Annotated in this window: 21 protein-coding genes; 1 reads left to right on the top strand and 20 read right to left on the bottom strand. The window is 40.1% G+C overall.

Features of this window, described 5'->3' with window-relative positions; translation table 11 throughout:
- Positions 1 to 50: 50 nt before the first annotated feature.
- The 8 genes from Q0376_RS03010 to moaC all read right to left on the bottom strand — a co-directional run bounded on the left by Q0376_RS03010 (position 51) and on the right by moaC (position 13023).
- The gene (locus tag Q0376_RS03010; RefSeq protein ID WP_298703927.1) at positions 51 to 1217 is read right to left on the bottom strand and encodes a multidrug effflux MFS transporter; all 1167 of its coding nucleotides are present in this window, start codon (positions 1215 to 1217) and stop codon (positions 51 to 53) included.
- 218 nt (positions 1218 to 1435) lie between these two features.
- Positions 1436 to 8509: an ESPR-type extended signal peptide-containing protein gene (locus Q0376_RS03005; RefSeq protein ID WP_298703925.1), complete on the bottom strand. Its 7074-nt coding sequence runs from the start codon at positions 8507 to 8509 to the stop codon at positions 1436 to 1438.
- A gap of 888 nt (positions 8510 to 9397) precedes the next feature.
- The gene (gene rpsI, locus Q0376_RS03000) at positions 9398 to 9790 is read right to left on the bottom strand and encodes a 30S ribosomal protein S9 (RefSeq protein ID WP_298703922.1); all 393 of its coding nucleotides are present in this window, start codon (positions 9788 to 9790) and stop codon (positions 9398 to 9400) included.
- Between the two features lie 23 nt (positions 9791 to 9813).
- Positions 9814 to 10254: a 50S ribosomal protein L13 gene (gene rplM, locus Q0376_RS02995; RefSeq protein ID WP_298703919.1), complete on the bottom strand. Its 441-nt coding sequence runs from the start codon at positions 10252 to 10254 to the stop codon at positions 9814 to 9816.
- A 267-nt stretch (positions 10255 to 10521) separates the two neighbouring features.
- Positions 10522 to 11457 carry a UDP-N-acetylmuramate dehydrogenase gene (murB, locus tag Q0376_RS02990; protein ID WP_298703916.1) on the bottom strand — a complete coding sequence of 312 codons (936 nt, stop codon included), beginning with the start codon at positions 11455 to 11457 and terminating at the stop codon, positions 10522 to 10524.
- The gene (locus Q0376_RS02985; RefSeq protein ID WP_298703913.1) at positions 11444 to 11797 is read right to left on the bottom strand and encodes a YlbF family regulator; all 354 of its coding nucleotides are present in this window, start codon (positions 11795 to 11797) and stop codon (positions 11444 to 11446) included. Before Q0376_RS02985 ends, murB begins: the two co-directional genes overlap by 14 nt.
- An 82-nt stretch (positions 11798 to 11879) precedes the next feature.
- Positions 11880 to 12371 carry a tRNA (uridine(34)/cytosine(34)/5-carboxymethylaminomethyluridine(34)-2'-O)-methyltransferase TrmL gene (gene trmL / locus Q0376_RS02980; protein ID WP_298703910.1) on the bottom strand — a complete coding sequence of 164 codons (492 nt, stop codon included), beginning with the start codon at positions 12369 to 12371 and terminating at the stop codon, positions 11880 to 11882.
- Between the two features lie 172 nt (positions 12372 to 12543).
- The gene (gene moaC, locus Q0376_RS02975) at positions 12544 to 13023 is read right to left on the bottom strand and encodes a cyclic pyranopterin monophosphate synthase MoaC (RefSeq protein WP_298703907.1); all 480 of its coding nucleotides are present in this window, start codon (positions 13021 to 13023) and stop codon (positions 12544 to 12546) included.
- Between the two features lie 112 nt (positions 13024 to 13135).
- On the opposite strand from moaC, the gene Q0376_RS02970 reads away from it, so the two are divergent.
- Entirely contained in the window at positions 13136 to 13807 is a 672-nt protein-coding gene (locus Q0376_RS02970) for a metal-dependent hydrolase (RefSeq protein ID WP_298703904.1), read from the top strand.
- Between the two features lie 188 nt (positions 13808 to 13995).
- Here the strand turns inward: Q0376_RS02970 and Q0376_RS02965 are convergent, their stop codons facing one another.
- The 12 genes from Q0376_RS02965 to Q0376_RS02910 all read right to left on the bottom strand — a co-directional run bounded on the left by Q0376_RS02965 (position 13996) and on the right by Q0376_RS02910 (position 24932).
- On the bottom strand, positions 13996 to 14361 hold the full coding sequence (locus Q0376_RS02965; RefSeq protein WP_298703901.1) for a helix-turn-helix domain-containing protein: 366 nt from the start codon (positions 14359 to 14361) through the stop codon (positions 13996 to 13998).
- 134 nt (positions 14362 to 14495) lie between these two features.
- On the bottom strand, positions 14496 to 15776 hold the full coding sequence (purD, locus tag Q0376_RS02960) for a phosphoribosylamine--glycine ligase (protein ID WP_298703899.1): 1281 nt from the start codon (positions 15774 to 15776) through the stop codon (positions 14496 to 14498).
- Between the two features lie 74 nt (positions 15777 to 15850).
- On the bottom strand, positions 15851 to 17380 hold the full coding sequence (gene purH, locus Q0376_RS02955; protein WP_298703896.1) for a bifunctional phosphoribosylaminoimidazolecarboxamide formyltransferase/IMP cyclohydrolase: 1530 nt from the start codon (positions 17378 to 17380) through the stop codon (positions 15851 to 15853).
- Positions 17381 to 17446: 66 nt separating this feature from the next.
- Entirely contained in the window at positions 17447 to 18058 is a 612-nt protein-coding gene (purN, locus tag Q0376_RS02950) for a phosphoribosylglycinamide formyltransferase (RefSeq protein ID WP_298703989.1), read from the bottom strand.
- Positions 18048 to 19112: a phosphoribosylformylglycinamidine cyclo-ligase gene (gene purM / locus Q0376_RS02945; RefSeq protein ID WP_298703893.1), complete on the bottom strand. Its 1065-nt coding sequence runs from the start codon at positions 19110 to 19112 to the stop codon at positions 18048 to 18050. The genes purN and purM overlap by 11 nt, the downstream gene beginning before the upstream one ends.
- A complete protein-coding gene (purF, locus tag Q0376_RS02940; RefSeq protein ID WP_298703889.1) occupies positions 19099 to 20520 on the bottom strand; it encodes an amidophosphoribosyltransferase in 1422 nt (473 codons plus the stop codon). The genes purM and purF overlap by 14 nt, the downstream gene beginning before the upstream one ends.
- A 12-nt stretch (positions 20521 to 20532) precedes the next feature.
- Positions 20533 to 21237, bottom strand: coding sequence for a phosphoribosylaminoimidazolesuccinocarboxamide synthase (purC, locus tag Q0376_RS02935; protein ID WP_298703886.1), 705 nt, complete (start codon positions 21235 to 21237; stop codon positions 20533 to 20535).
- Positions 21238 to 21271: 34 nt separating this feature from the next.
- Positions 21272 to 21763: a 5-(carboxyamino)imidazole ribonucleotide mutase gene (purE, locus tag Q0376_RS02930; RefSeq protein WP_298703883.1), complete on the bottom strand. Its 492-nt coding sequence runs from the start codon at positions 21761 to 21763 to the stop codon at positions 21272 to 21274.
- Positions 21764 to 21952: 189 nt separating this feature from the next.
- Positions 21953 to 22633 carry a hypothetical protein gene (locus tag Q0376_RS02925; RefSeq protein WP_298703880.1) on the bottom strand — a complete coding sequence of 227 codons (681 nt, stop codon included), beginning with the start codon at positions 22631 to 22633 and terminating at the stop codon, positions 21953 to 21955.
- A 48-nt stretch (positions 22634 to 22681) separates the two neighbouring features.
- A complete protein-coding gene (locus tag Q0376_RS02920; protein ID WP_298703878.1) occupies positions 22682 to 23188 on the bottom strand; it encodes a YbjN domain-containing protein in 507 nt (168 codons plus the stop codon).
- A 232-nt stretch (positions 23189 to 23420) separates the two neighbouring features.
- Positions 23421 to 23996: a xanthine phosphoribosyltransferase gene (locus Q0376_RS02915; protein WP_298703875.1), complete on the bottom strand. Its 576-nt coding sequence runs from the start codon at positions 23994 to 23996 to the stop codon at positions 23421 to 23423.
- Between the two features lie 54 nt (positions 23997 to 24050).
- Complete coding sequence (locus Q0376_RS02910) at positions 24051 to 24932, bottom strand: LysR family transcriptional regulator (RefSeq protein WP_298703872.1); 882 nt, start codon at positions 24930 to 24932, stop codon at positions 24051 to 24053.
- Positions 24933 to 25145: the final 213 nt, after the last annotated feature.

Below are 25145 nucleotides of genomic sequence, written 5' to 3'. Positions count from 1 at the left end.
TATACACATTAGATTTAGCTTTCTTACTTTACACTATAATCACCATGCCCCTATGCTTTTATATAGTAGTGCATACTCACAAGTGAACCCACATGTTCTAACACAATTATAATAGCTAAGGGCCACATCGTTTGACTTCCACCTAGACCCACTAAAGGAGCGGCCAGCGCCCCTGCTAAAAATGATATAACCCCAAGCAAGCCTGACGCGCTTCCTGAAAGCCCCTTTTGTGAATTGACCCCACCGGAAAAGCTAATTGGCAAAGTAATACCGCAAGTGGCGACTAAAAGCATCAACAGCAACATAATCACCCCTGGGGAAGCAGGTCGTACCATCTCCACTACGACGATTAATAAGCCTACTACAAGGCCACCTATATTCCCATACCAAAGTACCGTTTCTTCGCCCACAGATTTACAAAGACGTCCAAAAATTTGCGAAGATATAGCTAAACACCCCGAGCATATGCCAAAGAAGATACTAAACTCCGTAGGGGTTAAAGTATAAATTTCTTCCATGATGAAAGGCGAGCTACTAATATAAGCAAACAATCCCATGGACGCAAAGCCTTGCACTAGCAAATAGCCTCGATACTCGTGTATATTCCACAAAGCTCGCATCCCTTCTAGCGACGCTTTTAGCCCCCCAGTCACACGATCCTCTAAGGCCAATGTTTCAGGCAATGTTACTAATACCCACAGAGCCCCCACTACACCTAAGATTCCTAGTAACAAAAAAATGCTCTCCCAATTAAAAGCATGTAAAATCAAACCGCCTACTACTGGCCCCGCAATCGGCACAATGGATGATACTAATACAAGCAACGCAATAAAACGAGTTAGTTCATTACCTCTATATTGATCACAAACAATCGCTCTAGCAAGTACAATACAACCAGCCCCGACAACCCCCTGTATAAAGCGCCAAGCCAAAAACATGACTAACGAAGTAGCTGTCGCACAGAGAAAAGAAGCTATACCAAAACCAGCAAAAGCTATTATCGCCGGCTTGCGTCTACCTATTTCATCACTCCAGGGCCCCATGATAATCTGCCCTAAGGCAAGGCCTAAAAAGCAAGCTGTCAAACTTAACTGCACACCTGATGCCGACGTATTTAAATCCGCTGCAATTTCAGGGAGTCCCGGTATATAAATATCACTGCTCAATGGCCCAATAGCAGCCATGAAGCTTAATAAACATATGACGATTATGTTCATAATATTACCTCCTAATTAGACATATCCTTAGTATAACAAGGGGGCATGTATCCGTATAATACCAAAAGCAGCCTCATAGTATAACAAAATTGTTATACTAGAGACTGCTTTTAGAGGTTTAAAATTTTCTACTTAGTTTCACTTCGCACCATTCATTACAAGAATTTACCACGACTTATTTCATGCCATTTATTTAAAAACAACATATAGTAAGCTAATTATTTTGTACCATTCATAGATTGACGCATTTCCTGTACAAGCTGTTTAAGTTCTTCTACATCATTTGTCAATTGAGCATTCCGTGATTGTAAGTCAGAAACAGTTTGTTGTAATTCTTTAACCTGTGTAGATTTTCCTTGGTTTACAGAAAAATCGCCAGCACCAATACGGAAGGTCGCCCCCATATTGGCCATTGTTTTACCTCCTTCACCATAGGATACACCTAAAGTATATTGCTGATCATTATTCGGCGTGTACGCATATCCTAATGCTACGGCTTGTTTATTTTCATAAACACCTACACCAGCCATAATCTGACCTTTCTCACCGCCCATATAAGGAAGTGGATTGAGTGCTGCTAAAGCAGCTGTCATGGAGCCCACATTATTACTGTGATTTTTAGCATCACTACGAACTTGTTCTAACTGACCAATATTAGCCGCATCAGTTGGTAAAATCCCATTGCCTACATTTTGAATGCGATTTCCCTTAGCATCAATAACTGGCGCAATAGTATTACCATTGGCGTCTTTAGTCTCCGGTGTAACTGTAAGCGCACCTGGTATATTAATACCATCTTTAAAATCGATTGGTGCCCCATCTTTACCACCTAAACCATTTTTATCAATCGTTACGTAAATATTGCCCTCTTTATCTTGCAGGCTAATACCATTAGCGTCAACGGTAGTTTTATTGCCGTCTTTATCTGTAATAGCTACGCCATCTGGATTCATAGACGCCGTATTACCCTCTTTATCTACAGAGGATACCCCTTCAGGGTTCACAGAGGTAGTGTTGCCATCTTCATCTACAGCCAATACTCCGTCAGAGTTCACAGAGGTAGTATTCCCCTCTTTATCTACAACAAATACTCCACTAGGATTCACAGATGCACTACTTCCATTCCCATCCTTAGTCACTACACCATCAGCTCTAACATTGGTTTCATTACCTTTATTATCCTTAACAGTAGTGCCCTCTGCACTGTTCGATATACTATTACCATTACCATCTGAAATCGTATTATGAGTAGCACTTGAAGTATTCGTATTTCCTTTATTATCGGCTATTGTACTGTCTTTTGGTGTCAACGTATTGCTATTACCATTCGTATCAGTAAGAGTTAACCCATTGCCACCATAATTTGCACTATTGCCATCATCGCCTTTAATAGTCAAGCCATCCTTGCCATCAAGCGTAACTGTATCACCAAGTTTTAAACTGCCATCAGCAGTAAGATCGATATTCTTGGCTAATTTAATTTCCAAGCTATTAGAACCATCAGCCACTACACCAATATTCTTATCTGTTACATTATCAGTATCAGAAATACCACCTTTAATAGTAAGTTTAGTACTTAATGGACGATGCACATCAGCGCCTGTATCTCCACCAAAATCAAGACCAGATACGGCAATAGCTTGCAAATCTTGTAGAGTCGATAATTTATTAAGCTCTCTACCTGTGCTACCTAATAAACCACCTTGTCCATTATTTCCACCAATAGCCTGTTTAGCAGTTTCACTAGAAATCGCTGGACTTCTATCAACCCCATCTGCTGACCTCGGCGCTGTAGCAAGACCTAAGCCACTTTCACCTGCATTAGAAGATAAAGATGTATTGCCCTGAGCTGTGCTATCTGCTGGCTTAGCTCCTTCATTCACTTTACCATCAGTCACATCAGACGGATTATAATATTTGCCATCCACTTCTGTTAACCTTGTGCCATCTGCTGCAATTGGATTTCCTTTGTCATCAACCTTGTACACTTTGTCATCAATAGTTATGACTTTATCGCCATCCTTATCAACAGTTTCCATGCCTCCAGCAGCACTAAACTTTCTCTCTAATTCTTTAAATTGATTAAAGTTAACTGCATCACCGGATTTTTCGGCAGCACCAACATTTTGAAGACGGTTGCCACCATTATCAAGACCATCTTTAGTTAAGGATACATTGCCTTTCCCTTCTTCTTTAGGATCAATAGTAATACCATTGCCATTAACTGTCGTTTGGTTACCAGCTGCATCAGTAGCTACAACAGAACCATTCGTAGTTAAGCCACCAGCATTTACACTAGACTCTTTATCGCCATCTTTAGACGTCAAGCCCTTAGATGTTACAGTTGCCTCTTTTCCATCAGCCCCTTTAGCCGTAAGTGCGTCAGCGGTCAAGGAATTGCTAATCGTTTTGCCATCAACTGTTTTTTCAACAGTCACACCATCAGCGGTAGACGTATTCGTTTTACCATTTTCACCAACTAATTTAATTTCAGTGGCAGTGGATGTATTTGTATTACCTTTGCCGTCATCTAATTTATTTTCTGTAGCTGTAGACGTATTCGTATTGCCATTCTGATCTTTGATTTCAGACTTCGTCGCCGTAGTACTATTAGAATTGCCAACTTTGTCGCTTACAGTAACACCTTTAGCATTGATAATATTGGAATTGTCATCTTTGTCCGTTAATGTAGATCCGGCAGCATTGGTTACAGTTTTATTGCCTGTAACATCTGTTAGTGTAGAGCCTGCTGCGCTGGTTACAGTTGTGTTGCCTGCTTTGTCAGTTAAGTTTGTTCCTTCTGGACCATATACTGCTGTATTACCATCTTTTTTAATAGTAAGTCCTGTATTAGGAGTTAAGCTTACTGCTTCACCAAGGTTCAAGCTACCCTCGGAGCCAAGGTCAATCTGCTTAGCCAGTTTTACTGTTAACCCCTCTGTTTCACTAGCTACTACACCGATATTATTGTCAGTTAACTTATCTAGGTCAGAAATACCACCTTTAATAGCCAAGGTATCGCTAAGTGGACGATGTACAGTTACATTTTCAGTATCTCCAACAAAGTTTAACCCAGCCTGTGCTACAGCTTGTAAATCACCAATGGTAGCTAATTTACCAAGTTCATTACCAGCTGCTTGCAAAAGACCGCCAGTTTTACTACCATCTTCACCAGCTTTGCCACCAACTAATGCATTTGCACCATTTTCACCATCATTAGTAATGGCTTTCGCCTCATCACCCACTTGGAGGCCTAAGCCACTATTTGGTGTATTCGTTGCTGCAGAAATTGGAGTTTTTGTAGTATCAATTGGCTGTACTTCATTGCCCTCTTTGTCAACAGTTTTGCCATCTTTAAGTTCTGTGCCAGTTGGATAGTATTGGTCGCCAATTTTAACAACTTCATTACCTGCATTATCCACTAACTTAGACGGGGAATTAGTGCCCATATTGCTTACTTTATTTTCTAACGATTTTAACTGTGAATAATTAACTGCGTCAGTATCATTTTCACCGGCTTTTAAACCAGTAATAGCATCACCTTTCATATCCATACCAGTAGCCGATAAAACAGCTCCGTCAGTAATTGTTACTTGTGCTGTAGAAATCCCATTTGTATCAACTGTTGTACTGCCTGTTGTTACTTTAGCAGCACTTACTCCACTTGTATCAATAGTCGTATTGCCTGCCGTTACTTTCGCCGTACTTATGCCATTCGTATCAAGTGATGTATTACCAGCGGTTACTTTATTAGTTGCGACGCCATCCTTATCAATTGTCGTCCCCCCTGCTGTTACACTACCGGCATCCCCCAATTTAATATCTTTATTTAATTTGATTAACAAGCCATCTTTAGTATCGTTGGTAATCACACCAATATTACCATCCGTTAGGGTAGCATTATTTGCTACGCCACCTTGAAGAGTTAATTTATTGCTCAACGCACGATGCACATCTTCACCACTATCGCCAGCGAAGTCTAAGCCAGCTTGTGCTACTGCTTGAAGATCTTTAATCGTAGCTACATTGTTTAAATCTGTGCCATTTTTGCCTAATAAACCATCCTTACCATTAGCACCGCCTACTACAGTCTTAGCTTCCGCTGCACTAATAGCTGGTGTAGCACCATCGGCACCAGGTTTACCATTCCCTGCTGTGCCATCAATACCACTAGCTACATTGCCAATTTGACGGGTTGTATCATCACCTACAGTCACTTTAATATCTTCAGGTTTTACATCTTGCTTAGTGGCAGGTTTGCCAGTTTCATCTACTGGATTGCCATCTTTATCTAGTGTCGTTCCTTCTGGATAGAAGGTATCGCCAATTTTAACAACTTTATCACCATCCTTCGTTACATACGTAACAGAAGATCCATTAGCTGTATTTTCTAAATTATTAATCTGTTTTTTGAAGGAATCAGATAAGTCAACAGTAATAGCCTTGTTTGTTGCATCTACAGTAGTCATAATACGAGCATTATTATCAGCGCCCACAATATCAACTTTAGTATTATTTTTATCTAAAGTAATTGGTGTAGAATTAGCGCCCGCACCAATTTGTAAAGATTGAATGGAATTAGTAGCACTATTTTTTACTGTATTCCATTCATTTTTCACTGTACCCAAGTCTTGCTGAACTGTCCCTAAATCAGTTTGGATTGTTGTAACGGTAGAAGTTAAACCACCTACTTTAGAAGTTAAGTCAGTTACAGACGTCTGAATACCAGGCACTGCTGCAATACTGCTTTCAGCAGCCTCTATTAAACCTACAGTAATAGAGTTGCCAGATACAGCTGTAGACACGCTCTTTAGTCCTACAATATCTAAACGATTATTATCCTTTGTTAGCGCAACACCACTTGCCTTATGATTAGTATCAGTGCCAACAGTAATTGTTTGAACGGCCGTATTGGCTACCTTCTTAGCTGCATCGGCAGTACCTTGAGCTTTATCTGCTGCTCCTTGCGCCGTGCTTGCTGCTGTACTAGCTGCATCAGCTGTATTCTTAGCCGTATTTGCTATGCTATTAGCCGCTGTGGCAGTGCTATTCGCTTTATCTGCTACAGTTTTTGCATCACTAGCCGTACTATTTGCCTGTGTCGCTACATTATTAGCTCGTTCTGCTGTAGTTTTTGCTTCACCCGCTGTACTATTAGCCTGTACCGCTGTACTATTGGCTTTATCTGCTACAGATTTTGCATCGCTAGCCGTACTATTTGCCTTTTCTGCCGTAGACTTTGCTGCCTTGGCCGCATCTAATGCCTCTTGCGCCTTTGTATTATTAGCAGTTAATGCAGTGCCTGTAGAATTAGCTGTGCTTAAAGCAGTGCTTGCGGCAGTACTTATACTAGCCACAGAACTCAATGCTGTTTTAGCTGTACTCGATAAATCAAATACTACCTGATTTCCAGCAATACTCGTAACAATATCTTTATTATCATTGGCGCCAACAAAATCAGCACGAGAATTCGTTTTATTTAATTTAAATCCACCTGTTTTGCCATCTTTATTAGCTCCAATAGTGAATTCCTGTACAGCCCCTGCCGCATTACTTACAGCCGTACTAATATTATTCATCGTTGTATTAAGCCCTGATACAGCAGATGATACAGTACCCACTGTAGTGGATAAACTGCCTACTGTACTGTCAATGCGGGTCACCGCTGTACTAATACTTGGCACTGCTTTAATAGCGCTCTCAGCGGAGGAGGTTAAGCCAATATTAATTGCATTCGTTCCCGATACAGCAGTAGTTACACTGCCTACACCTACAAGATTTAATCGACTATTAGTATTATTCAATGCTACCGTACCGGAATTAGCAGAAGTACCAACATTGATTGTTTGAACGGCTGTATTTGCTTTTGTTAATTCCGTATTTGCATTTGTATTAGCTGTGTTAGCTGTTTGCAACGCAGTATTTGCATTAGTGTTAGCTGTATTAGCGGCTTGTTTTGCATCGCTCGCATCCTTCTTAGCTGCATTAGCATTGGTAACCGCTGTATCAGCCGTTGTCTTAGCTTGTGTAGCTGTGTTGCTTGCTGTGGCCGCGACTGTTGAAGCAGCCTCCGCTTTACTTGTTGCCCCTGCCGCCGCGGTACTTGCAGCCTCAGCTGTAATCTTTACATTAGCCGCTGCCGTACTGGCTGCATTAGCGGTAGTCTGTGCAGTACTGGCATTTGTGACTGCCGTATTAGCCGTGCGCTGAGCTGTTGCTACATCAGTTTTTGCTTGATTGGCTACTGCGGCAGTACTCGCTAAATTAGTTTTAATTGTTGGCACATCAGCAATAGCCGTCTTTGCCGTTTGTGACAAATCCACTGTATACGCAATAGTACCATTAGTATTCGTTGTGTCATTAACACCAAGAGTTAAATTATTGCTACCTACAGCCACATTCGTTTTAGTGATATTATTAGCTACTGCATACAACTGAGATCCATTAATGGCATCTGTACTTGTCGCCGATACTGCACCAGGTGCCACATTAATAATCTGCCGTTGTACTGTATTATTCCCTACAGATACAACGGCTCCTGGTTTAGATGTAATGGAGCCCGCAAAACTATAGGTAGTCCCTTTAATTGCCACATTACTTACTTGCACCGCATCTTTCGTTGTATGAGACGCCGTCCCTAAAGCAACAGAGCCCACTTTATCTGCTGTGGCTCCCATGCCGAGTGCCGTTGCTACATTTTCAGAAGCTTGACTTAATGCCCCTAAAGCTACCGCACCATGGCCAGATCCAATGGAACGTACCCCTACAAAAACAGCACCATCTCCATTACCATAAGTAGGATTAGTATTATAATTTGTATAGTTTCCTTTGCCTGCTACCCAATTATTATAGCCGAATTGATTATAATCCGTGGCACCCGCAAAGGTATCTAAATCATCGCCACCAATACCGATAGTACCATAACCACCTACACGTACATTACCGCCTATGGCAATACTTTGATTACCAGCGGCACGAGTGAAGTTATTATTCAAAGTTGCATCAGATCCACCAATAGCAATGGCTTGATTCGCCGTTGCCTTCGCACTATCACCTAAAGCCACTGCTTGCGTGCCTTTAGCCTCTGCATTTGGACCATGTTGCGTTGCCGCCTGCACAGGGTGCTCCGTTCCTACACTCCCTAACACAGCCATAAGAGCTAAACTTACACCAAGTTTAACAATATTTTTGTTTTTGTTCACACTACTCTTCGTGTGCCCCTTAGCAAATTCAGATGCTACTATGTAGCAATGTTTAGTACGACTCCATACAATCTTATAAATCTTATTCATGTAACACCTCTACTTACTCTTCTACTCTTTTCTGTTTTTACTTTACCTAATAACTCCTCTTACGTTTTAATTAGTTTTCCCAAAAAGAAATGTTACATCCCTATAATGATAATTTTCACTATTCTTTCATTTTAACTCTAGCGTAACTAGATTATCTATTTCATTAACACTATAAATTTATTCATTATATGGTTGATTTAATAATGTATATAATCCCTTAACTTTATATAAATCCCATTTCTTAAGCTTCCAGTCGATAAACTTATTAATTTAGTAATTATTTTGATAAGTATAACATCAACATTCAAATTCACAATTCTGATTATACTATATCAGTATAGTTTTCATCAACAATCGTTTCATCATATGTTCATTACATTTTTAATTTTTATAGTAAAACTATTCATTTTTCCTAATAACTATATATTTTACCTATGATTAATAATTTATTTTTCAATCTGTTAAATAAATATATCTAAAAGTAGAACAAAGCTTATACTCTCAGCATTATTTTCACCAATTCGATAATTTCCTTCATCTAGTTTTAATAATAATTAATGTTATATATATTATAAATGCTTCTTAAATTGTTTATATTTCGCTTCAATTTAACCTATTATCATAGCTATACCAAATTCGCAATCATACAAAGTCAGTCTTACCTGTCCCCAAAAATTAAATACTAATATCACCAAAATAAGACCAATCTACTACTAGAAAAAAGTTTAAGAAAATAAAACCGGAACTAAATAAATATAGAATTAAATAAACAACGCCTCCTACTTTTGTAGGAGGCGTTGTTCGACTTATAAGCGACTACTATACAAAAACACATAAAAAAAGAAACCCCACAAACGCGAGGTTTGTAGGGTTTGCCATTTGTAAATATTAACGTTTCGAGAACTGAGACGCCTTACGAGCTTTCTTAAGACCGTATTTTTTACGTTCTTTCATACGTGGGTCACGAGTTAAGAAACCAGCTTTTTTAAGGGATTGACGAAGTTCGCTGTCAACACCTAATAAAGCACGAGAGATGCCGTGACGAATCGCACCAGCTTGACCAGATGGGCCGCCACCAGTTACGTCAGCGATAACATCATATTGTTCCACAGTGCCTGTTAACACTAATGGTTGTTTAATAATTAATTCCAAAGTTTTACGACCAAAGTAATCGTTAAAATCACGTTTATTGATTGTAACTTTGCCTGTGCCCGGTACCAGACGAACTCTGGCAACGGAAGATTTTCTACGACCTGTACCGTAGTACTGAGCTACTGCCATGTATATGTTCCTCCTCCCGGTGATTACCGAATATCAAATTCCAAAACTTCAGGTTTTTGAGCTGCATGTGGATGCTCAGAACCAGCATAAACATTAAGTTTACGGTAGATTTGAGCGCCTAGCTTGTTTTTAGGAAGCATACCACGAACTGCCATTTCAACAAGGCGTTCTGGATGTTTTTCTAACATGCTACCAGCAGTTACGAATGTAGAGCCACCTGGGTAACCAGAATGACGGAAATACGTTTTTTGTAATAATTTTTTACCAGTTAAACGAACTTTTTCAGCGTTGATAACGATAACATGGTCACCAGTATCAACATGTGGTGTAAAAGTTGGTTTATTTTTGCCCCGAAGAACTTTAGCTACTTCGGCAGCAAGGCGTCCTAAAGTTTTACCTTCAGCGTCAACAACATACCATTTCCGTTCAACAGTGTTCGGATTGGCCATATATGTAGTTTTCATGCTGCTAATTCCTCCTCATAACGACTACTTTACCAAAAAGCATCATGCTCTCCTTCCGGGGCTAATGGAATAAGATACTAATGCTTACCGAAATATTATACTCAACTTACCCTATGTATGTCAAGCTATTTCTTTAACTATTTTCAATATACTACTGCATACTATTACGTATGCTATTACATATGTTATTACGCGTATCTTTACACACGCTTTTACGCATACCTTATGTATATCTTTGTAAAAACTTTTTGCTTTTATTTTTTATTTTTACTTCTCAGTACCACTACGCCCAATAATGCGCACTTCTGGCTCTAATATAACGCCATGGGCTTGTTCGACGCGCTGTTGCACTTCACGAATCACTGTAAGTACATCACTGGCTGTAGCCGTGCCTTTATTCACCACAAAGCCGGCATGCTTTTTCGACACTTCCGCATCACCGCAGGAAAGTCCTTTTAGGCCAGTTTCTTCAATTAAAGTCCCTGCATAATGGCCCGTAGGGCGTTTAAATGTGGACCCCGCACTAGCATACTCTAGGGGTTGCTTACTCATGCGCCGTTCTGTCAAATCATTCATAGTGTCTAAAATAGCTTGTGCCTCACCAGGTTGCAAAGTCATTTCCACTTCCGCTACAATTTCATGACTTTCATGGAAGCGACTATGACGATAAGCAAAGGCCAATTCCTCCAAGGTATATTCATTAATACGCCCATCTAAACTCACGGCACGCACCTTAGACACGATTTGACTCATTTCCCCGCCATAAGCGCCAGCATTCATAAAGACAGCGCCCCCTAATGTACCAGGGATACCAATGGCAAATTCTAAGCCCGTAAGGCTATTTTTATAAGCAAACTCAGACACATCTTTTAACATAAAGCCTGCACTAATAAGCAAAGACTGGCCTTCACATTGTAGTCGTTCCTTCAAATGACAAAGAGACACTACCACGCCTTGAATGCCCCCATCAAGGACGAGCACATTCGAGCCACTACCTAAAATCGTTAAGGGTACGTCTGCTTTAGCAATTCGCTGCATAGTTTCACTTAACTCATCTAGTGTGCGTGGCATAATGAATAAATCTGCTGGCCCACCAATTTTAAAGGTTGTATGATCCTTTAATGGCTCATTCCAAAATAGCTCATCATTGCCAAGCAGCTGACTTAGCTCTTCATGTAATACTTCTAGCTTATTTTTTAGCATTTTCAAGTATTTTCATTCCTTCTGTAATAGGTTCACTGATGATGCGATAAATATCATTGGACACTTGGCTCCAACGCACATGAGCTTGCAAATATTTTTGTGCACTTGGATTGGCCTGAATCATAGGCATAATTTCTTCTTGTTTCTTGGCAAATTCTTCAGCTTCTGGTGCTTCCGCCATTTTAGCATATTCCCATTGCATTTGTTGCACTAAAAAGCGTTCCACTAGGCCTTTAGCTACACCATTAGCTTCCACCTCTTTAGTTGCTTCCATTAACTCTTTGTACTCATCGCTTTCGCGCATCGCTTTTTGTAAATCATACGCCTTATCGTAATTCATAATGCTCCACCTTTCTTAACTACTATAACTACAAAATGTATCAGTTTAATATTTAATAGCAAACTTATTAAATGGCCCCTACTTATGCCTTACTAGTAGGCACGCCAGCACCTAAATTTTTCAAATCCGGGAAATCAAGTTGACGCATTGCTTCATACGCAATAATCGCCACTGAATTAGACAAATTAAGTGATCGTGCTTCTTCAATCATAGGAATACGAATGCAAGTATCCATATTTTTAGCAATTAGGTCTTCTGGCAAGCCCTTTGTTTCTTTACCAAATACTAGCATATCGCCAATTTCATACTTCATCTCTGTATAGGTATGCTTTGCTTTAGTAGTGGCATAGAAATATCTACGGTCAGGATATTTATCATATACTTCCTGCAAATTTTCATGTACTTGCACATCCACTAAATGCCAATAATCAAGACCAGCACGTTTTACATATTTATCATCAATAGAAAAACCTAAAGGCTTTACTAAATGTAATGTCATATGATTGGCTGCACAAAGTCGTGCGATATTACCAGTATTACCTGGAATCTCTGGTTCTACTAATACGATTTCCATTAACAAACCTTCTTTTTTCAAAAATATCTAACATCTTATTTTACCTAATTATGCGTGAGCCTTCAAGCAAAAGTTCGCTTAATCTTTAAGTAAAGCTCCTCCTAAACCTGTAAGTTACACGGCACCTAAGCGTTAAGCTACATTGCCCCTTAGCTATCCCATTTAACTAGGCCTAGTCTTCACTACGCTTGAAATGTCCACTTTTGCCACCCATCTTCTCTACTAAATAGACTGGTCCCATGACCATCTGTTTATCAATGGCTTTGCACATATCATAAACTGTTAACAGCCCTACTTGAACTGCTGTAAGGGCCTCCATCTCAACGCCGGTGCGCCCCTTTGTCTTTACAGTTGCCTCAATTCTAACAGCACGGCGAATTTGATCTAATTCGCAAATAACATTCACATTGGTCAACGCTAAGGGATGGCAAAGAGGAATTAAATTAGACGTCTGCTTAGCCCCCATAATAGCAGCTAATTGAGCGACGCCCAAAACATCGCCTTTTTTTACCATACCAAGCTCAATTCGTTGATATATATCATCGCTAATAGAAATAAAACCTTCTGCTACAGCTACGCGTTCCGTAATATCCTTTGCGCCCACATCTACCATGCGCGCATTGCCTTGTTCATCAAAATGTGTTAACTCCATACGAGCATCCTTTCTCACTATATCAAGCGTACCTCATCATATCTAACAGTTTAGATTTATGTTATACTTATGCATATAAGTACATTATACATTACATAAAGGAGGGTTTTCCATGCGTGTTAATTTTACCTATTATGGCCATTCCACATTTATGCTATCCCATGGCGATGTAGCCATTGTTTTTGATCCTTTTTTTAATGGTAATACGTGGAATATAGCGGAGCCTAAAGACATTAAATGTCAGTATATTTTTATCAGCCACGGCCATAGCGACCACTATGGCGATGCCGATGAAATAGGCAAAGCTAATAATGCCCTCGTAATTTCCACCGCTGAAGTAGCTCATAAAGCCAGCGAAGCAGGCCTTCGCAATTATGCCATGCACCTAGGAGGCAAGCACGACTTTGAGTTCGGCTCCGTCCGCCTAACCCCTGCCTTCCACGGCGCTGGTATTCCTGGGGGCCATGCGGCTGGTTGTATTGTTGAATTCTATGGCAAACGAATCTATTTTGCTGGCGATACAGCCTTTTTTAGTGATATGAAATACTTAAATCGCTTTGGTCAAATTGACTATGCCTTACTTCCTATTGGCGATAATTTTACAATGGGTGTAGAGGATGCTCTGCTCGCCGCCTCCTTAGTGAAAGCGAGTACAACCATTCCAATTCATTACAAAACATGGCCTGTTATTGACAAAGATCCTCATGAATTTGTCAATGCCTTGCAAAGCCAATACAAACAGGCAGGCCTCGTAGTTGCTCCAGGCACAACTATCGAACTATAACTGCAGTAAAGAGTTAAAACCCTAGCAACTACCCTGCACATAAAAAAACAAAAAAGCACCTCTCTTAGAAATATAAACCAATGTAATCTCATTACATAGTTTCTAGGAGAAGTGCTTTTATTTTGTTGTATTAAGCTTATATCCTTGCTTCTTGTCAGCCCCAACGTAGTAAGATACGTTACGACCGATTAACTTTCACGCTCATCATCAGAGATAGGTTCAAGCTTTTCAAAAAAAGTTTGTAATATTTTTTTTAGCTGCTGTCTTTGCGAAGGCTTCAATACATAGGTATTCGTATTAAATGCTACTTCTTTATTTTTAATAGCTGCCCATAAATCAATAACTGGAGATATAGTTGAATCCACTTCTGCCAGCTCATCCAAAGAAACACCATAATACAAAGCTAACTGCTTAAGCGTCTCTAAATCAGGTTCACGATAGCCTGTTTCATAGTTTGACAACGCAGCATTGCTAATACCAATACTAGCTGCTACTTCTAACTGACTTTTTCCCGTCCTCATACGAGCTCGTTTAAGATTTTTGTATAACGCCATATTTACCGCCCCACTCCATTGGCCATAATTATATATTGTTAAGAGATGGACTCTTACTTGATTATACCGTGAATTTGAAAAACAGTTAAGTAAAATATTGCGTATTTACAAATTTTTTTTATAATTTTAAGTATTTATTTACCGTTGAGATGCTTAAATGCTTTTTGCCCAATATCGGTTCTATACTGGCAGCCATCAAATTGAATCGTTTGTACACGAGTATAGGCTGTATCCAAAGCCTCTTGTAAAGAAGAACCTAAGCCTACCACACCTAGGACGCGACCACCAGCAGTTTCAAAATGACCGTTTTGGTAGGCCGTGCCAGAGTGAAAGACTACTGACGTGGCATCGTGAGACACTACATCACCAGTAATCACATCGCCCTTATGAGATGTTTCAGGATAGCCTTTAGATGCCAATATAACACAAGCTGCATGGCCTTTACGCCATACTACATCCGAAGGATTAAGTTCACCCTTGGCACAAGCAAGCATAACTTGCCCTAAATCGCCATCAAATAAAGGCAATACAACTTGAGTTTCTGGATCGCCAAAGCGCGCGTTAAACTCCACCACTTTAGGCCCGTCCTCAGTAATCATAAGACCTGCATACAAGCACCCTATATAAGGCAAGCCTTCTTGTTTCATAGCTTCAATCATAGGATCTAATATCCTTTGTTTCGCTTCCTCTAACAGAGCTTCCGTCATAACAGGCGCTGGTGCATAAGTCCCCATACCACCTGTATTAGGCCCTTTGTCGCCATCAAAAATACGCTTATGATCTTGCGAAGAAATCATAGGCACCACTGTATTGCCATCCGCAAAGGCTAGTAAAGACGCTTCTTCCCCGGCCATGAATTCTTCAATAACCACCGTATGTCCCGCATCACCAAAGCGATTACCTGCTAGCATATCATCAATAGCCGCATACGCTTCTTCTTTAGTCATAGCTACCACAACGCCTTTGCCAGCCGCTAGCCCATCAGCTTTGACTACAATAGGCGCGCCCACTTCATCAACAAAGGCCTTCGCTGGTGCCACCTCAGCAAATACGCCATAAGCCGCTGTAGGAATATTATATTTTTTCATTAAATCTTTGGCGAATACTTTTGAACCTTCCAGCTGCGCAGCCCCTTTACTAGGGCCAAATACAGGAATCCCTGCCGCCCTAAGCACATCACTAAGACCTGCCACCAAAGGTGCCTCTGGACCAATTACAACTAAATCTACGGCATGATTTTTACAATATTCTACAACAGCATCACTGTCTTGCCAATCGATAGGTTCGCACATAGCGACCTCTTCCATAGCCTTACTACCTGGTAGGGCATATACAGTCTCCACGCTAGGACTTTCTTTTAATCGCCACGCCAAAGCGTGTTCACGGCCACCACTGCCAATTACGCAAACCTTCATATATCCTCCGACACATTATCTTATAGTAATCAATTACACCTTAAGTACACTACGCCTCAACAAGCGCCTAGGTATTAATGTTTGAAATGACGCACATGAGTAAATACCATGGCAATTCCCGCTTTATCTGCTTCCACAATGGATTCTTCATCGCGAATCGAACCACCTGGTTGAATAATCGCTGCAATACCATGAGCAGCTGCCGTAGCAACGGTGTCGCCAAATGGGAAGAACGCATCAGATGCTAAAACAGCACCTTTAGCTTTTTCGCCAGCTTGTTCAAGGGCAATATTAGCAGAACCTACACGATTCATTTGACCTGCGCCAACCCCTAAAGTCGAATTACTATCAGCAATTAAAATGGCATTCGATTTTACATGTTTTACCATTTTCCAAGCAAAGCGAAGGGCCTTCCATTGTTCTTCTGTAGGCTGAGCTTTAGTCACTACTGTATAGCTTGCTTCATCTTCTACTAAATCGTCTTCAGTTTGCACTAACAAGCCACCAGATACTTTCTTCACTACTACTTGACCAGCCATTGGACGTTCAAGTTCAATAAGACGAATATTTTTCTTTGCTTCTAAAATAGCTAAGGCTTTTGTAGAGAACTTAGGTGCCATAATTACTTCTAAGAAAATTTTACTCATTTCCGTAGCTGTAGCTTCATCCACTTCGCGATTTAACGCTACAATGCCACCAAAGGCAGATACGGAATCAGCTTCATAGGCCTTTACATAGGCATCATGAAGATCAGTGCCAATAGCAGCGCCACATGGATTTGTATGCTTAATAATGCAAGCAGCTGGCTCTTCAAATTCCCACACCATATTCCACGCCGCTTCCATATCTACAATATTATTATAGGATAATTCTTTGCCATGAAGTTGTTTCATAGCGCCCATGCCAGTAGCAGCACCAATGTCTTTATAAAAGGCTGCTTTTTGATGCGGATTTTCACCATAGCGAAGGTCGCTTACTTTTTCATAAGCCTGTAAATATTCCGGAGGGAATGGTGTTTGTTCTAATTGCTCGCTAAAGTAATTAGCAATGGCTGTGTCATACGCTGCTGTGTGCGCAAAAGCTTCCTTAGCTAAAGCAAAGCGAAGGTCTTGTCCTAAATCACCATCAGCTTTAAGGCGTTCAATCACTTCACCATAGCGTTCTGGATTAACTACAATGCCTACAAATTTGTTGTTTTTTGCAGCTGAACGCACCATAGTAGGGCCACCTATATCAATGTTCTCAATAGCTTCAGCTAATTCTACATTAGGCTTAGCAATGGTTTCACGGAAAGGATATAGGTTAACAACTACCAAGTCAAGAGGCTCCATATTATGTTCTTTCATAGCTGCCACATGATTTTCATTGGTGCGAACGGCCAAAATACCGCCATGCACCATAGGATGTAATGTTTTAACACGACCATCCATCATTTCTGGGAAATGAGTCAATTCTTCCACTTGATGAACGGCAACCCCCGCTTCATGAATCGCTTTAAACGTACCACCAGTGGAGTAAATAGTTACCTCTAAAGCAGCTAATTCTTTAGCAAATTCTACAATCCCCGTTTTATCCGACACGCTGATAAGTGCATTTTTAATCATAATTTCCTCCTAGGTCCAATATATGGATTATCTGATTATGTAAAAGACAAAAGGACTGCCCGAAGGCTAGTCCTTTATGTGTACAATATGGTCCTTGATCACTAGTTTGTCATCACAAAAAAGGGCTAGGGCCTTTTTATAAGTTTTATGTTCTTCTGGTAAAATACGCGCTGCTAATGTATCTTCTGTATCATCTGCGTATACAGGTACTACAGCCTGCATAATAATAGGGCCAGAGTCCATCCCCGTATCAACGAAATGGACCGTACAACCACTAACTTTTACCCCTGCTTTAACAGCCTGTCCCTGTGCATGAAGGCCTGGGAACGAAGGCAATAAGGCGGGATGAATATTTAAAATTCTATTTTCATAAGGGCCAATAAAGGTGGGCCCTAAGAGACGCATATAGCCAGCTAATACAATAGCATCTGGCTCATAAGGGGCAATCGCCCCTAGCATGGCCTGCTCAAATTCATCCTTTGAACCATAGGCTTTGCGTTCTACTACATGAGCCGGCACGCCCCACTCAGCAGCACGCTCTAAGACCTTAGCATCCTTTTGATCGGTTATAACCACTACTACGCGGCCATTGATTTCACCTGCTTGCATTGCCTCATATAAAGCAGCAGCATTAGAGCCACGGCCACTAGCAAAAATAGCAAGCTTCTTAGTCAACAAAGTCACGACCTTCCATAATTACGCGTTCACCTTGCGCTTCTTCAATACGACCAATTTCATAGAAAGGTTCATTATGTTTAGTTAAATTAGCTTTTACGGCCTCCACATTATCAGGGCCAACAACTAAAATCATGCCAATGCCCATATTAAATGTACGGTACATTTCCTTAGTATCCACATGGCCCCATTCTTGAAGCTTTTTAAATACAGGCAACACTGGCCAAGCATCTGCATTGACACGCGCTGATGTATTGTCTGGTAAAATGCGAGGAATATTATCATAAAAACCGCCACCGGTTACATGCACCATACCTTTTACAAGACCTTTGCGAGTCAATGGCAATACAGCTTTAGGATATAAGCGAGTAGGCGTTAATAATTCTTCTCCTAAGGTTTTACCAAATTCAGGCACTTCATCACCAAGGTTCATGCCCTTATGGTCAAACACAATTTTACGAACCAAGGAGAAGCCATTGGAGTGAACACCACTAGATGGTAGACCAATTAAAATGTCCCCTGCAGCAATATCAGCACCAGTGAGTAAGCGTGGCTTATCCACAATGCCCACAGCAAATCCGGCAATATCATAATCATCTTCCGCGTAGAATCCAGCCATTTCAGCCGTTTCCCCACCGATTAACGCGCAGCCAGACTCTTCACAGGCCCGAGCTACACCGGCTACAATAGTAGCGATTTGCTCCGGTACTACTTTACCTACCGCAATGTAATCAAGGAAAAATAAAGGCGTAGCACCTTGTACAAGAATATCATTGACACTCATGGCTACACAGTCTTGACCAATTGTATCGTGTTTATCCATCATAATAGCAAGGCGCAATTTAGTGCCTACCCCATCAGTACCAGACACGAGCATAGGCTCTTTCATATCAAAACCAGCTAAGGAGAATAGACCACCAAAGCCACCTATATCACCTACTACACCTTCTGTGTAAGTGCGTTTAACGGCGTCTTTCATCAACTCAACAGCTTTATTACCTGCATCAATATCAACTCCGGCGTCGCGATAGGTGATACCTTGTTTATTCGAGCACATATTTGCCTCCCTCATCTTGTTCATCTGGAACAGTTACTGCATAATCACCATTGAAGCAAGCAAAGCAAAGGTCGGCTTCTGACACACCACTCACTGCTCTACATAGTCCTTCACGGCTTAAATAATGTAGCTTATCAGCTTGAATATATTCACGAATCTCATCTACCGTGTGGGTCGCTGCGATCAATTCCTTGCGCACTGAGGTATCAATGCCATAATGGCAAGGATATTCAATGGCTGGCGAGCTTACACACATATATACTTCTTTAGCGCCTGCTTCTTTTAACATGCGCACAATAATACCACTAGTCGTTCCTCTTACGATGGAATCATCAATAAGCACAATGCGCTTACCTTTTACTACATCAGTTACAGCATTTAATTTCATGCGTACAGCCAATTCACGCTGTGCCTGATCTGGCTTTATAAATGTACGGCCCATGTAGCGATTTTTAATTAGCCCTTCCCCAAAAGGAATGCCGGACTCACGGGCATAGCCTAAGGCAGCTGTAGTACCTGAATCGGGAATGGACATAACTAAGTCCGCCTCATATTTTGTTTCACGCGCTAACTCACGGCCCATATTCAAACGCGCTTGATATACACTTTGACCGTCAATTTCACTATCAGAACGAGCAAAATAAATATATTCAAATACGCAGAGTGCTTTATTAATTTCGTCTTTAGATTCCACAAATAAACGGCTTCGCACGCCTGAATCATCAATAATAACCATTTCACCAGGCTCAATATGGCGAATAAACTCTGCCTTGATAGCATCTAAGGCACAAGTCTCAGAAGAGAGTACATAGCCATGTTCTGTTTTGCCTAAGCATAGAGGGCGGAACCCATTGGCATCGCGCACCCCAATGAGTTTGTCATTGGTGCTAATCACGAGGGAGAAGGCCCCATTAATGCGACGCACCGCCTCAATGATGCGGTCTTCTGTATTTTCTGCTTTAGAGCGGGCAATGAGATTCACAATAACTTCGGAATCCATCGTGGTCTGGAAAATAGACCCTGCATCTTCAAGCTCCCGGCGAATATCAAGGGCATTCGTTAAATTCCCATTATGTGCTACCGCCATATCGCCCCCTTGATAATGAATCACAAGAGGTTGGATATTTTTTGGATTATTAGAACCTGTTGTAGAATAGCGCACATGGCCTGCTGAGATAAAACCATTAGACTTTGGCAAATCTTTAATAGCTTCAGTCAATAAGCCCATGCCCTTCACAACTTCAATTGTATTGCCATCACTAGTTGCAATACCCGCGCTTTCCTGACCGCGATGTTGCAAAGCGAAAAGGCCCCAATATGTATAATTGCCTACATTTAAATGACGATCGTATATACCGAATACGCCACATTCTTCATGCCACTTGTCAAAAATAGAGTCGTAATGCATTATAATCTCCTATTATGCACGTTCACCAGTTAATCGGAACAACATTTCCTTATAAGCATCTTCTACATTGCCAAGATCGCGACGGAAACGGTCCTTATCAAGTTTTTCATTAGTTTTGCTATCCCAGAAACGGCAAGTATCAGGAGAAATTTCATCGCCAAGTAATACTTCACCATTGTGAAGACCAAATTCTAATTTAAAGTCTACAAGAGTTACATTCTTTTCAGCTAAGAATTGTTTAAGCACTTCATTTACTTTCATAGCGTATTTACGGATAAGATCTAATTGTTCTTTAGTAGCCCAATCAAGTGCTAAGATTTGATCTTCATTAACAAATGGGTCGCCCAAATCATCATCTTTATAGCAGAATTCTAAAATAGGTTGTTTGCAAAGAGTCCCTTCTTCAATGCCAAGGCGTTTTGATAAAGAACCAGCTACAATATTGCGAACAATAACTTCTAAAGGTAAAATCTGGAGTTTCTTAACTAATTGGTCACGATCATTGAGGCGTTTAATAAAATGGTTTGGCACACCTTCTTTAGTAAGAAGTTCAAAGAAGAACGCGGAAATCTTATTGTTTAATACACCCTTATCATGAATAGTGCCTTTTTTCTCTCCATTAAATGCTGTGGCATCGTCTTTATAATGCACTAAATATTCATCTTTGTTTTCAGTTTCAAATACTTGTTTAGCTTTTCCTTCATACAACATGTTCATGATTCGTTCCTCCTGTAAAAAATAAATAGTATTGTTATGCCTTTAATTCGGCCTGTAATTTTTCGTTTTTAGCCAATACAGCCTTTGCCATATCGTCCCGATATGCCTTGTATTTAGCTTGTAATTCAGCATTTTGAGCGGCCCCAATTTGAATGGCAAATAAGGCAGCATTTTTGGCTCCATCCACAGCCATAGTTGCTACAGGCATGCCAGATGGCATCTGAACGATGGCAAGGAGTGCATCAATGCCTTTTAAAGCCGTCGCATTCAAAGGAACACCAATAACTGGCAATACTGTAAAGCTAGCAATAACGCCTGGCAAATGTGCCGCTGCTCCAGCTCCTGCAATAAAGGCGATAGCACCTTCTGCTTCTAAGCGTGTAACAAAGGATTTTACTGCTTCAGGCGTACGATGTGCAGAGGCAATGACCATTTCAAAATCAATACCGAATTCTTTTAAAACATCTGCGGCTTTCTTCATTACTGATAAATCAGAATCGCTGCCCATTACAATGCCAACTTTCATTTCATTTCCTCCTATACATTGCTTACCAAATGCTATGGTTTTGAATCTGTAGTATATGTTAAATTCTAACAAACGCCCCCTTATTAGTCAATATAATATTCGAATATTTATTTATTCAATATTATTAATGTTCGATACATATCGAACATTAATAAAAATGACTCCTCGAAAAATAAGGAGTCATTTGTGTCACAACAAGCCCTTCTCCTGTTCGGATTCGGTGTTCTGTGCTGTATTCTTTTGTACATCATTAGCCATTTCAGGCGAACTAAGTCTAGCAGGTTGATTAGTAGCATTACTTGCTACCTCATGGCCAGACATAGACGGTCTAGGACCTTCATGAATCGTATCCAATTCATCATGCTCATGATGATGCCCTTGGAACGGCTCAGGCAGACGGTCTATGTTCATAGCCGCTTGCAAGGAAGGCACTGCCGCATCAATATACTCAATAATTGAATTCATAAGTCCATATAGAAGTTGTGGCACAAATTCTTCAGAACGACTCATATATACACAGTCTAAATAGAAAGTTTGGTCACTATCTTCTACATAAAATTTAAACTTCTTATATTGTCTATTCGCTGCATTGGCAAATTCCATCAGTGCTACTCGATTGTTCTCTGTAACAATGCCGCCACCAACAACCACGCGAATTACCGTATAAATAGACGAATCTAATATAACATATAAAGGCATTGTTCCCAAAGCTGTATCCAAGTACGAACGATACAATACGGTTCCTTCTTCATCGCCAATGGCCTTTACATCAAAACAGGAAATCTCTTCCTCTCTTAGAAATCGATCAAATAGGCTTCGCTTTTTATTTGTTTGACTCATTGTTACCTCGCTCAATTTGCCCCAATTCATTTCGCCTACCGTCCAAGATTGGCTCTGCCATCTCTAGGCGCAGCGAAATTAGTTTTCTGTTGCTTTTTCTTTCTTTACACGTAAATTAGTTCTACCTTTTTTAGCTGGTTTAGCCTTAGGTGTACCGAGTACATTATCGATAATTTCAGCGTAAAACTCTTTAATATGTGGTTCCACTACTTCAATCAACAAAGCCATAAGTAAGCCTGGTTCAAATTCTTCACCAGCTGGGAAGCTTACATCTAAGTATACAAAACCATCTTCAGGGCTTACATAGTATTTGAAAATCTTAAAACGACTATTTAATTCATTTAAATACGTAGCCACTTCATCACGACGATCCGCTGGTACTGGCGCATTAGTTACAACTAAACGAGCAAAGTTAAATACTGTGTCATCAAGTACGATAAAAGTAGGAATTTGTTGTTCTCCTACAGCAAAAAAGCCACGATATACAACAGAATTCACTTGATCTTGCACTTCTTCTTTTGTAAACCAGCTTTCTACATTACGCTCTTTTAAAAAGGCATCAAATTTTTCAATTTTTTTATTCATTATTAAAACACCCCATTATAAACACAGGCCTAAATTAAGCCAAACACTATAACTATATACTAAAATTAGTATATATGTTGCGTTACTTTTACGATAGCTACATAAGCTTTCATCTTGCGATGATTCCCGTATAGCACCATCTACTCTTTATTATATAATGTGAGGAATATTTTAGCAATTTTTAAAATATATGTAATCACAAAAACAAAAAAGGAGGCAAAGCCTCCTTCTTTTAGTCTTCTAAGAACACGCATTTATTATCTTCAAATTTTTTGATACGTACTAAAGATTCTACATTGTAACCAGCTCGTTCTAAACGTTCACGACCTGGTTGGAATGATTTTTCAATAACAATGGCAATCCCTTCCACCGTGTCGCCAGCACTTTCTACAAGTTTCACTAAACCCATAGCGGCTTCACCACTAGCCAAAAAGTCGTCAATAATGAGAACTTTTTCGCCTTCTGGCAAAAATTTCTTAGAAATTGTTACATCATAATTTTCTTCTTTTGTATAAGAATATACTACAGAATGATACACATCATCGGTCATGAGAATAGATTTTTTCTTACGTGCAAACACAAGTGGCACATCCATTTCAATGGCTACTTGTAATGCCACAGCAATCCCTGATGCTTCAATGGTAACAATGCGTTGAATGCCTTTGTCTTTAAAGCGATTAGCAATTTCTTTACCAATAGATACAAATAGCTTTGGATCAATTTGGTGATTTAAAAAGCTATCCACCTTCAATACACGATTATTCAATACAATGCCTTCTTCTCTAATTCGTTGCTTCAAGAGTTCCATCTCAGCGTCTCCTCCATGACTTACTATACGATACTAATTGATTATAATACCTTATCACTTTCTAAGCAGAAGGTCAATAAATTTCGCTGCACCTTGTGAAACTGGCATCAATCGAGACCGTACTAATGCGATTTTACGTGGCGGTACGGTAATATCTGTTTTAATTTCTACCACACGACCTTCTTTTATTTTTTGTTTAACTAAAATATCTGGTACAAGTGAAATCCCCATATTAATTTCCACTAAGTCCATCAACACGTCAAGACTACCAAGTTCAAAAGCTGGCTTTTTGCATGCATTATTTGTTAGTTGATCAAAAAATGACCGACTCGCAGCACCTTGAGTAAGCAATAATAAAGGCTCTTGCAAGAGGCGATTTAAATCAATAACCCCCATCCCCTTATAGAAAGGACCGCCCACAAAAATATCCTGTACAGTTTGAAGTTCAATCACTTCAAGCTGTGGATTAGACTCTAGTCCTTCATAAGTGTTAACGATTGCGATTTGCGCTTCTCGATTTTCTACCATCTCCACGCATTGAGGAGACGGACGATTCGTAATCTGAAGGCCTGTTTCATGATCTTGATCTTGCCACTTTTTAAAATACGGTAAAAGTAAATGACGACACATAGTATCAGTAGCAGCTAATTTTAAACTTTCCTGCTCATGTGTCATGCGTTCTTGTAGTTGTGTAACACCATTATCTAAAATAGAAAATGCTTTAGCTACCGTATCAAATAACTCCTTACCTTCTGGAGTAAACGATACGGATTTGGTTGTGCGCTCAAACAAAGTAATGTCCAATTCCTTTTCTAATTGTTTGATACTTTGGCTTATAGCCGATTGAGATACACCAAGGTCTTTTGCGGCCTTCGAAAAGGACAGGTGTAACCCCACACCTAGAAACGTTCGATACAAATCTGTTGAAATACTCATACTACTATACTCCTTTTTAACAACTACACCCCCGATTATTACAATTTTATAATAATCGCCCCTTATCAATTATTAGTAATACTTAATTACTTCTAATTAATTTTATCTTTACTAATAAGTCTAAACCGTATATACTAGAATTGTCAATAAGGGCAAGCCCTAAAAGTATAGTCGGTAAGCTTGTTTACGCGTCTAACAACACTATTTTTCAAG

Origin of the sequence: uncultured Veillonella sp., assembly GCF_937981445.1 — a bacterium.
Taxonomy (GTDB): domain Bacteria; phylum Bacillota; class Negativicutes; order Veillonellales; family Veillonellaceae; genus Veillonella_A.
This window is presented reverse-complemented; position numbering and strand designations above follow the sequence as displayed.

Coding starts and splice junctions, on each gene's coding strand:
- rplM (WP_298703919.1), bottom strand. CDS start 10,254: ATGAAAACTACATATATGGCCAATCCGAACACTGTTGAACGGAAATGG.
- Q0376_RS02910 (WP_298703872.1), bottom strand. CDS start 24,932: ATGAGTATTTCAACAGATTTGTATCGAACGTTTCTAGGTGTGGGGTTA.
- Q0376_RS03010 (WP_298703927.1), bottom strand. CDS start 1,217: ATGAACATAATCGTCATATGTTTATTAAGCTTCATGGCTGCTATTGGG.
- purE (WP_298703883.1), bottom strand. CDS start 21,763: ATGAAAGTTGGCATTGTAATGGGCAGCGATTCTGATTTATCAGTAATG.
- Q0376_RS02985 (WP_298703913.1), bottom strand. CDS start 11,797: ATGAATTACGATAAGGCGTATGATTTACAAAAAGCGATGCGCGAAAGC.
- rpsI (WP_298703922.1), bottom strand. CDS start 9,790: ATGGCAGTAGCTCAGTACTACGGTACAGGTCGTAGAAAATCTTCCGTT.
- Q0376_RS03005 (WP_298703925.1), bottom strand. CDS start 8,509: ATGAATAAGATTTATAAGATTGTATGGAGTCGTACTAAACATTGCTAC.
- Q0376_RS02915 (WP_298703875.1), bottom strand. CDS start 23,996: ATGGAACTCTTGAAGCAACGAATTAGAGAAGAAGGCATTGTATTGAAT.
- purD (WP_298703899.1), bottom strand. CDS start 15,776: ATGAAGGTTTGCGTAATTGGCAGTGGTGGCCGTGAACACGCTTTGGCG.
- murB (WP_298703916.1), bottom strand. CDS start 11,457: ATGCTAAAAAATAAGCTAGAAGTATTACATGAAGAGCTAAGTCAGCTG.
- Q0376_RS02970 (WP_298703904.1), top strand. CDS start 13,136: ATGCGTGTTAATTTTACCTATTATGGCCATTCCACATTTATGCTATCC.
- moaC (WP_298703907.1), bottom strand. CDS start 13,023: ATGGAGTTAACACATTTTGATGAACAAGGCAATGCGCGCATGGTAGAT.
- Q0376_RS02920 (WP_298703878.1), bottom strand. CDS start 23,188: ATGAATAAAAAAATTGAAAAATTTGATGCCTTTTTAAAAGAGCGTAAT.
- purM (WP_298703893.1), bottom strand. CDS start 19,112: ATGTGCTCGAATAAACAAGGTATCACCTATCGCGACGCCGGAGTTGAT.
- Q0376_RS02965 (WP_298703901.1), bottom strand. CDS start 14,361: ATGGCGTTATACAAAAATCTTAAACGAGCTCGTATGAGGACGGGAAAA.
- trmL (WP_298703910.1), bottom strand. CDS start 12,371: ATGGAAATCGTATTAGTAGAACCAGAGATTCCAGGTAATACTGGTAAT.
- purC (WP_298703886.1), bottom strand. CDS start 21,237: ATGAACATGTTGTATGAAGGAAAAGCTAAACAAGTATTTGAAACTGAA.
- purH (WP_298703896.1), bottom strand. CDS start 17,380: ATGATTAAAAATGCACTTATCAGCGTGTCGGATAAAACGGGGATTGTA.
- purF (WP_298703889.1), bottom strand. CDS start 20,520: ATGCATTACGACTCTATTTTTGACAAGTGGCATGAAGAATGTGGCGTA.
- Q0376_RS02925 (WP_298703880.1), bottom strand. CDS start 22,633: ATGAATTGGGGCAAATTGAGCGAGGTAACAATGAGTCAAACAAATAAA.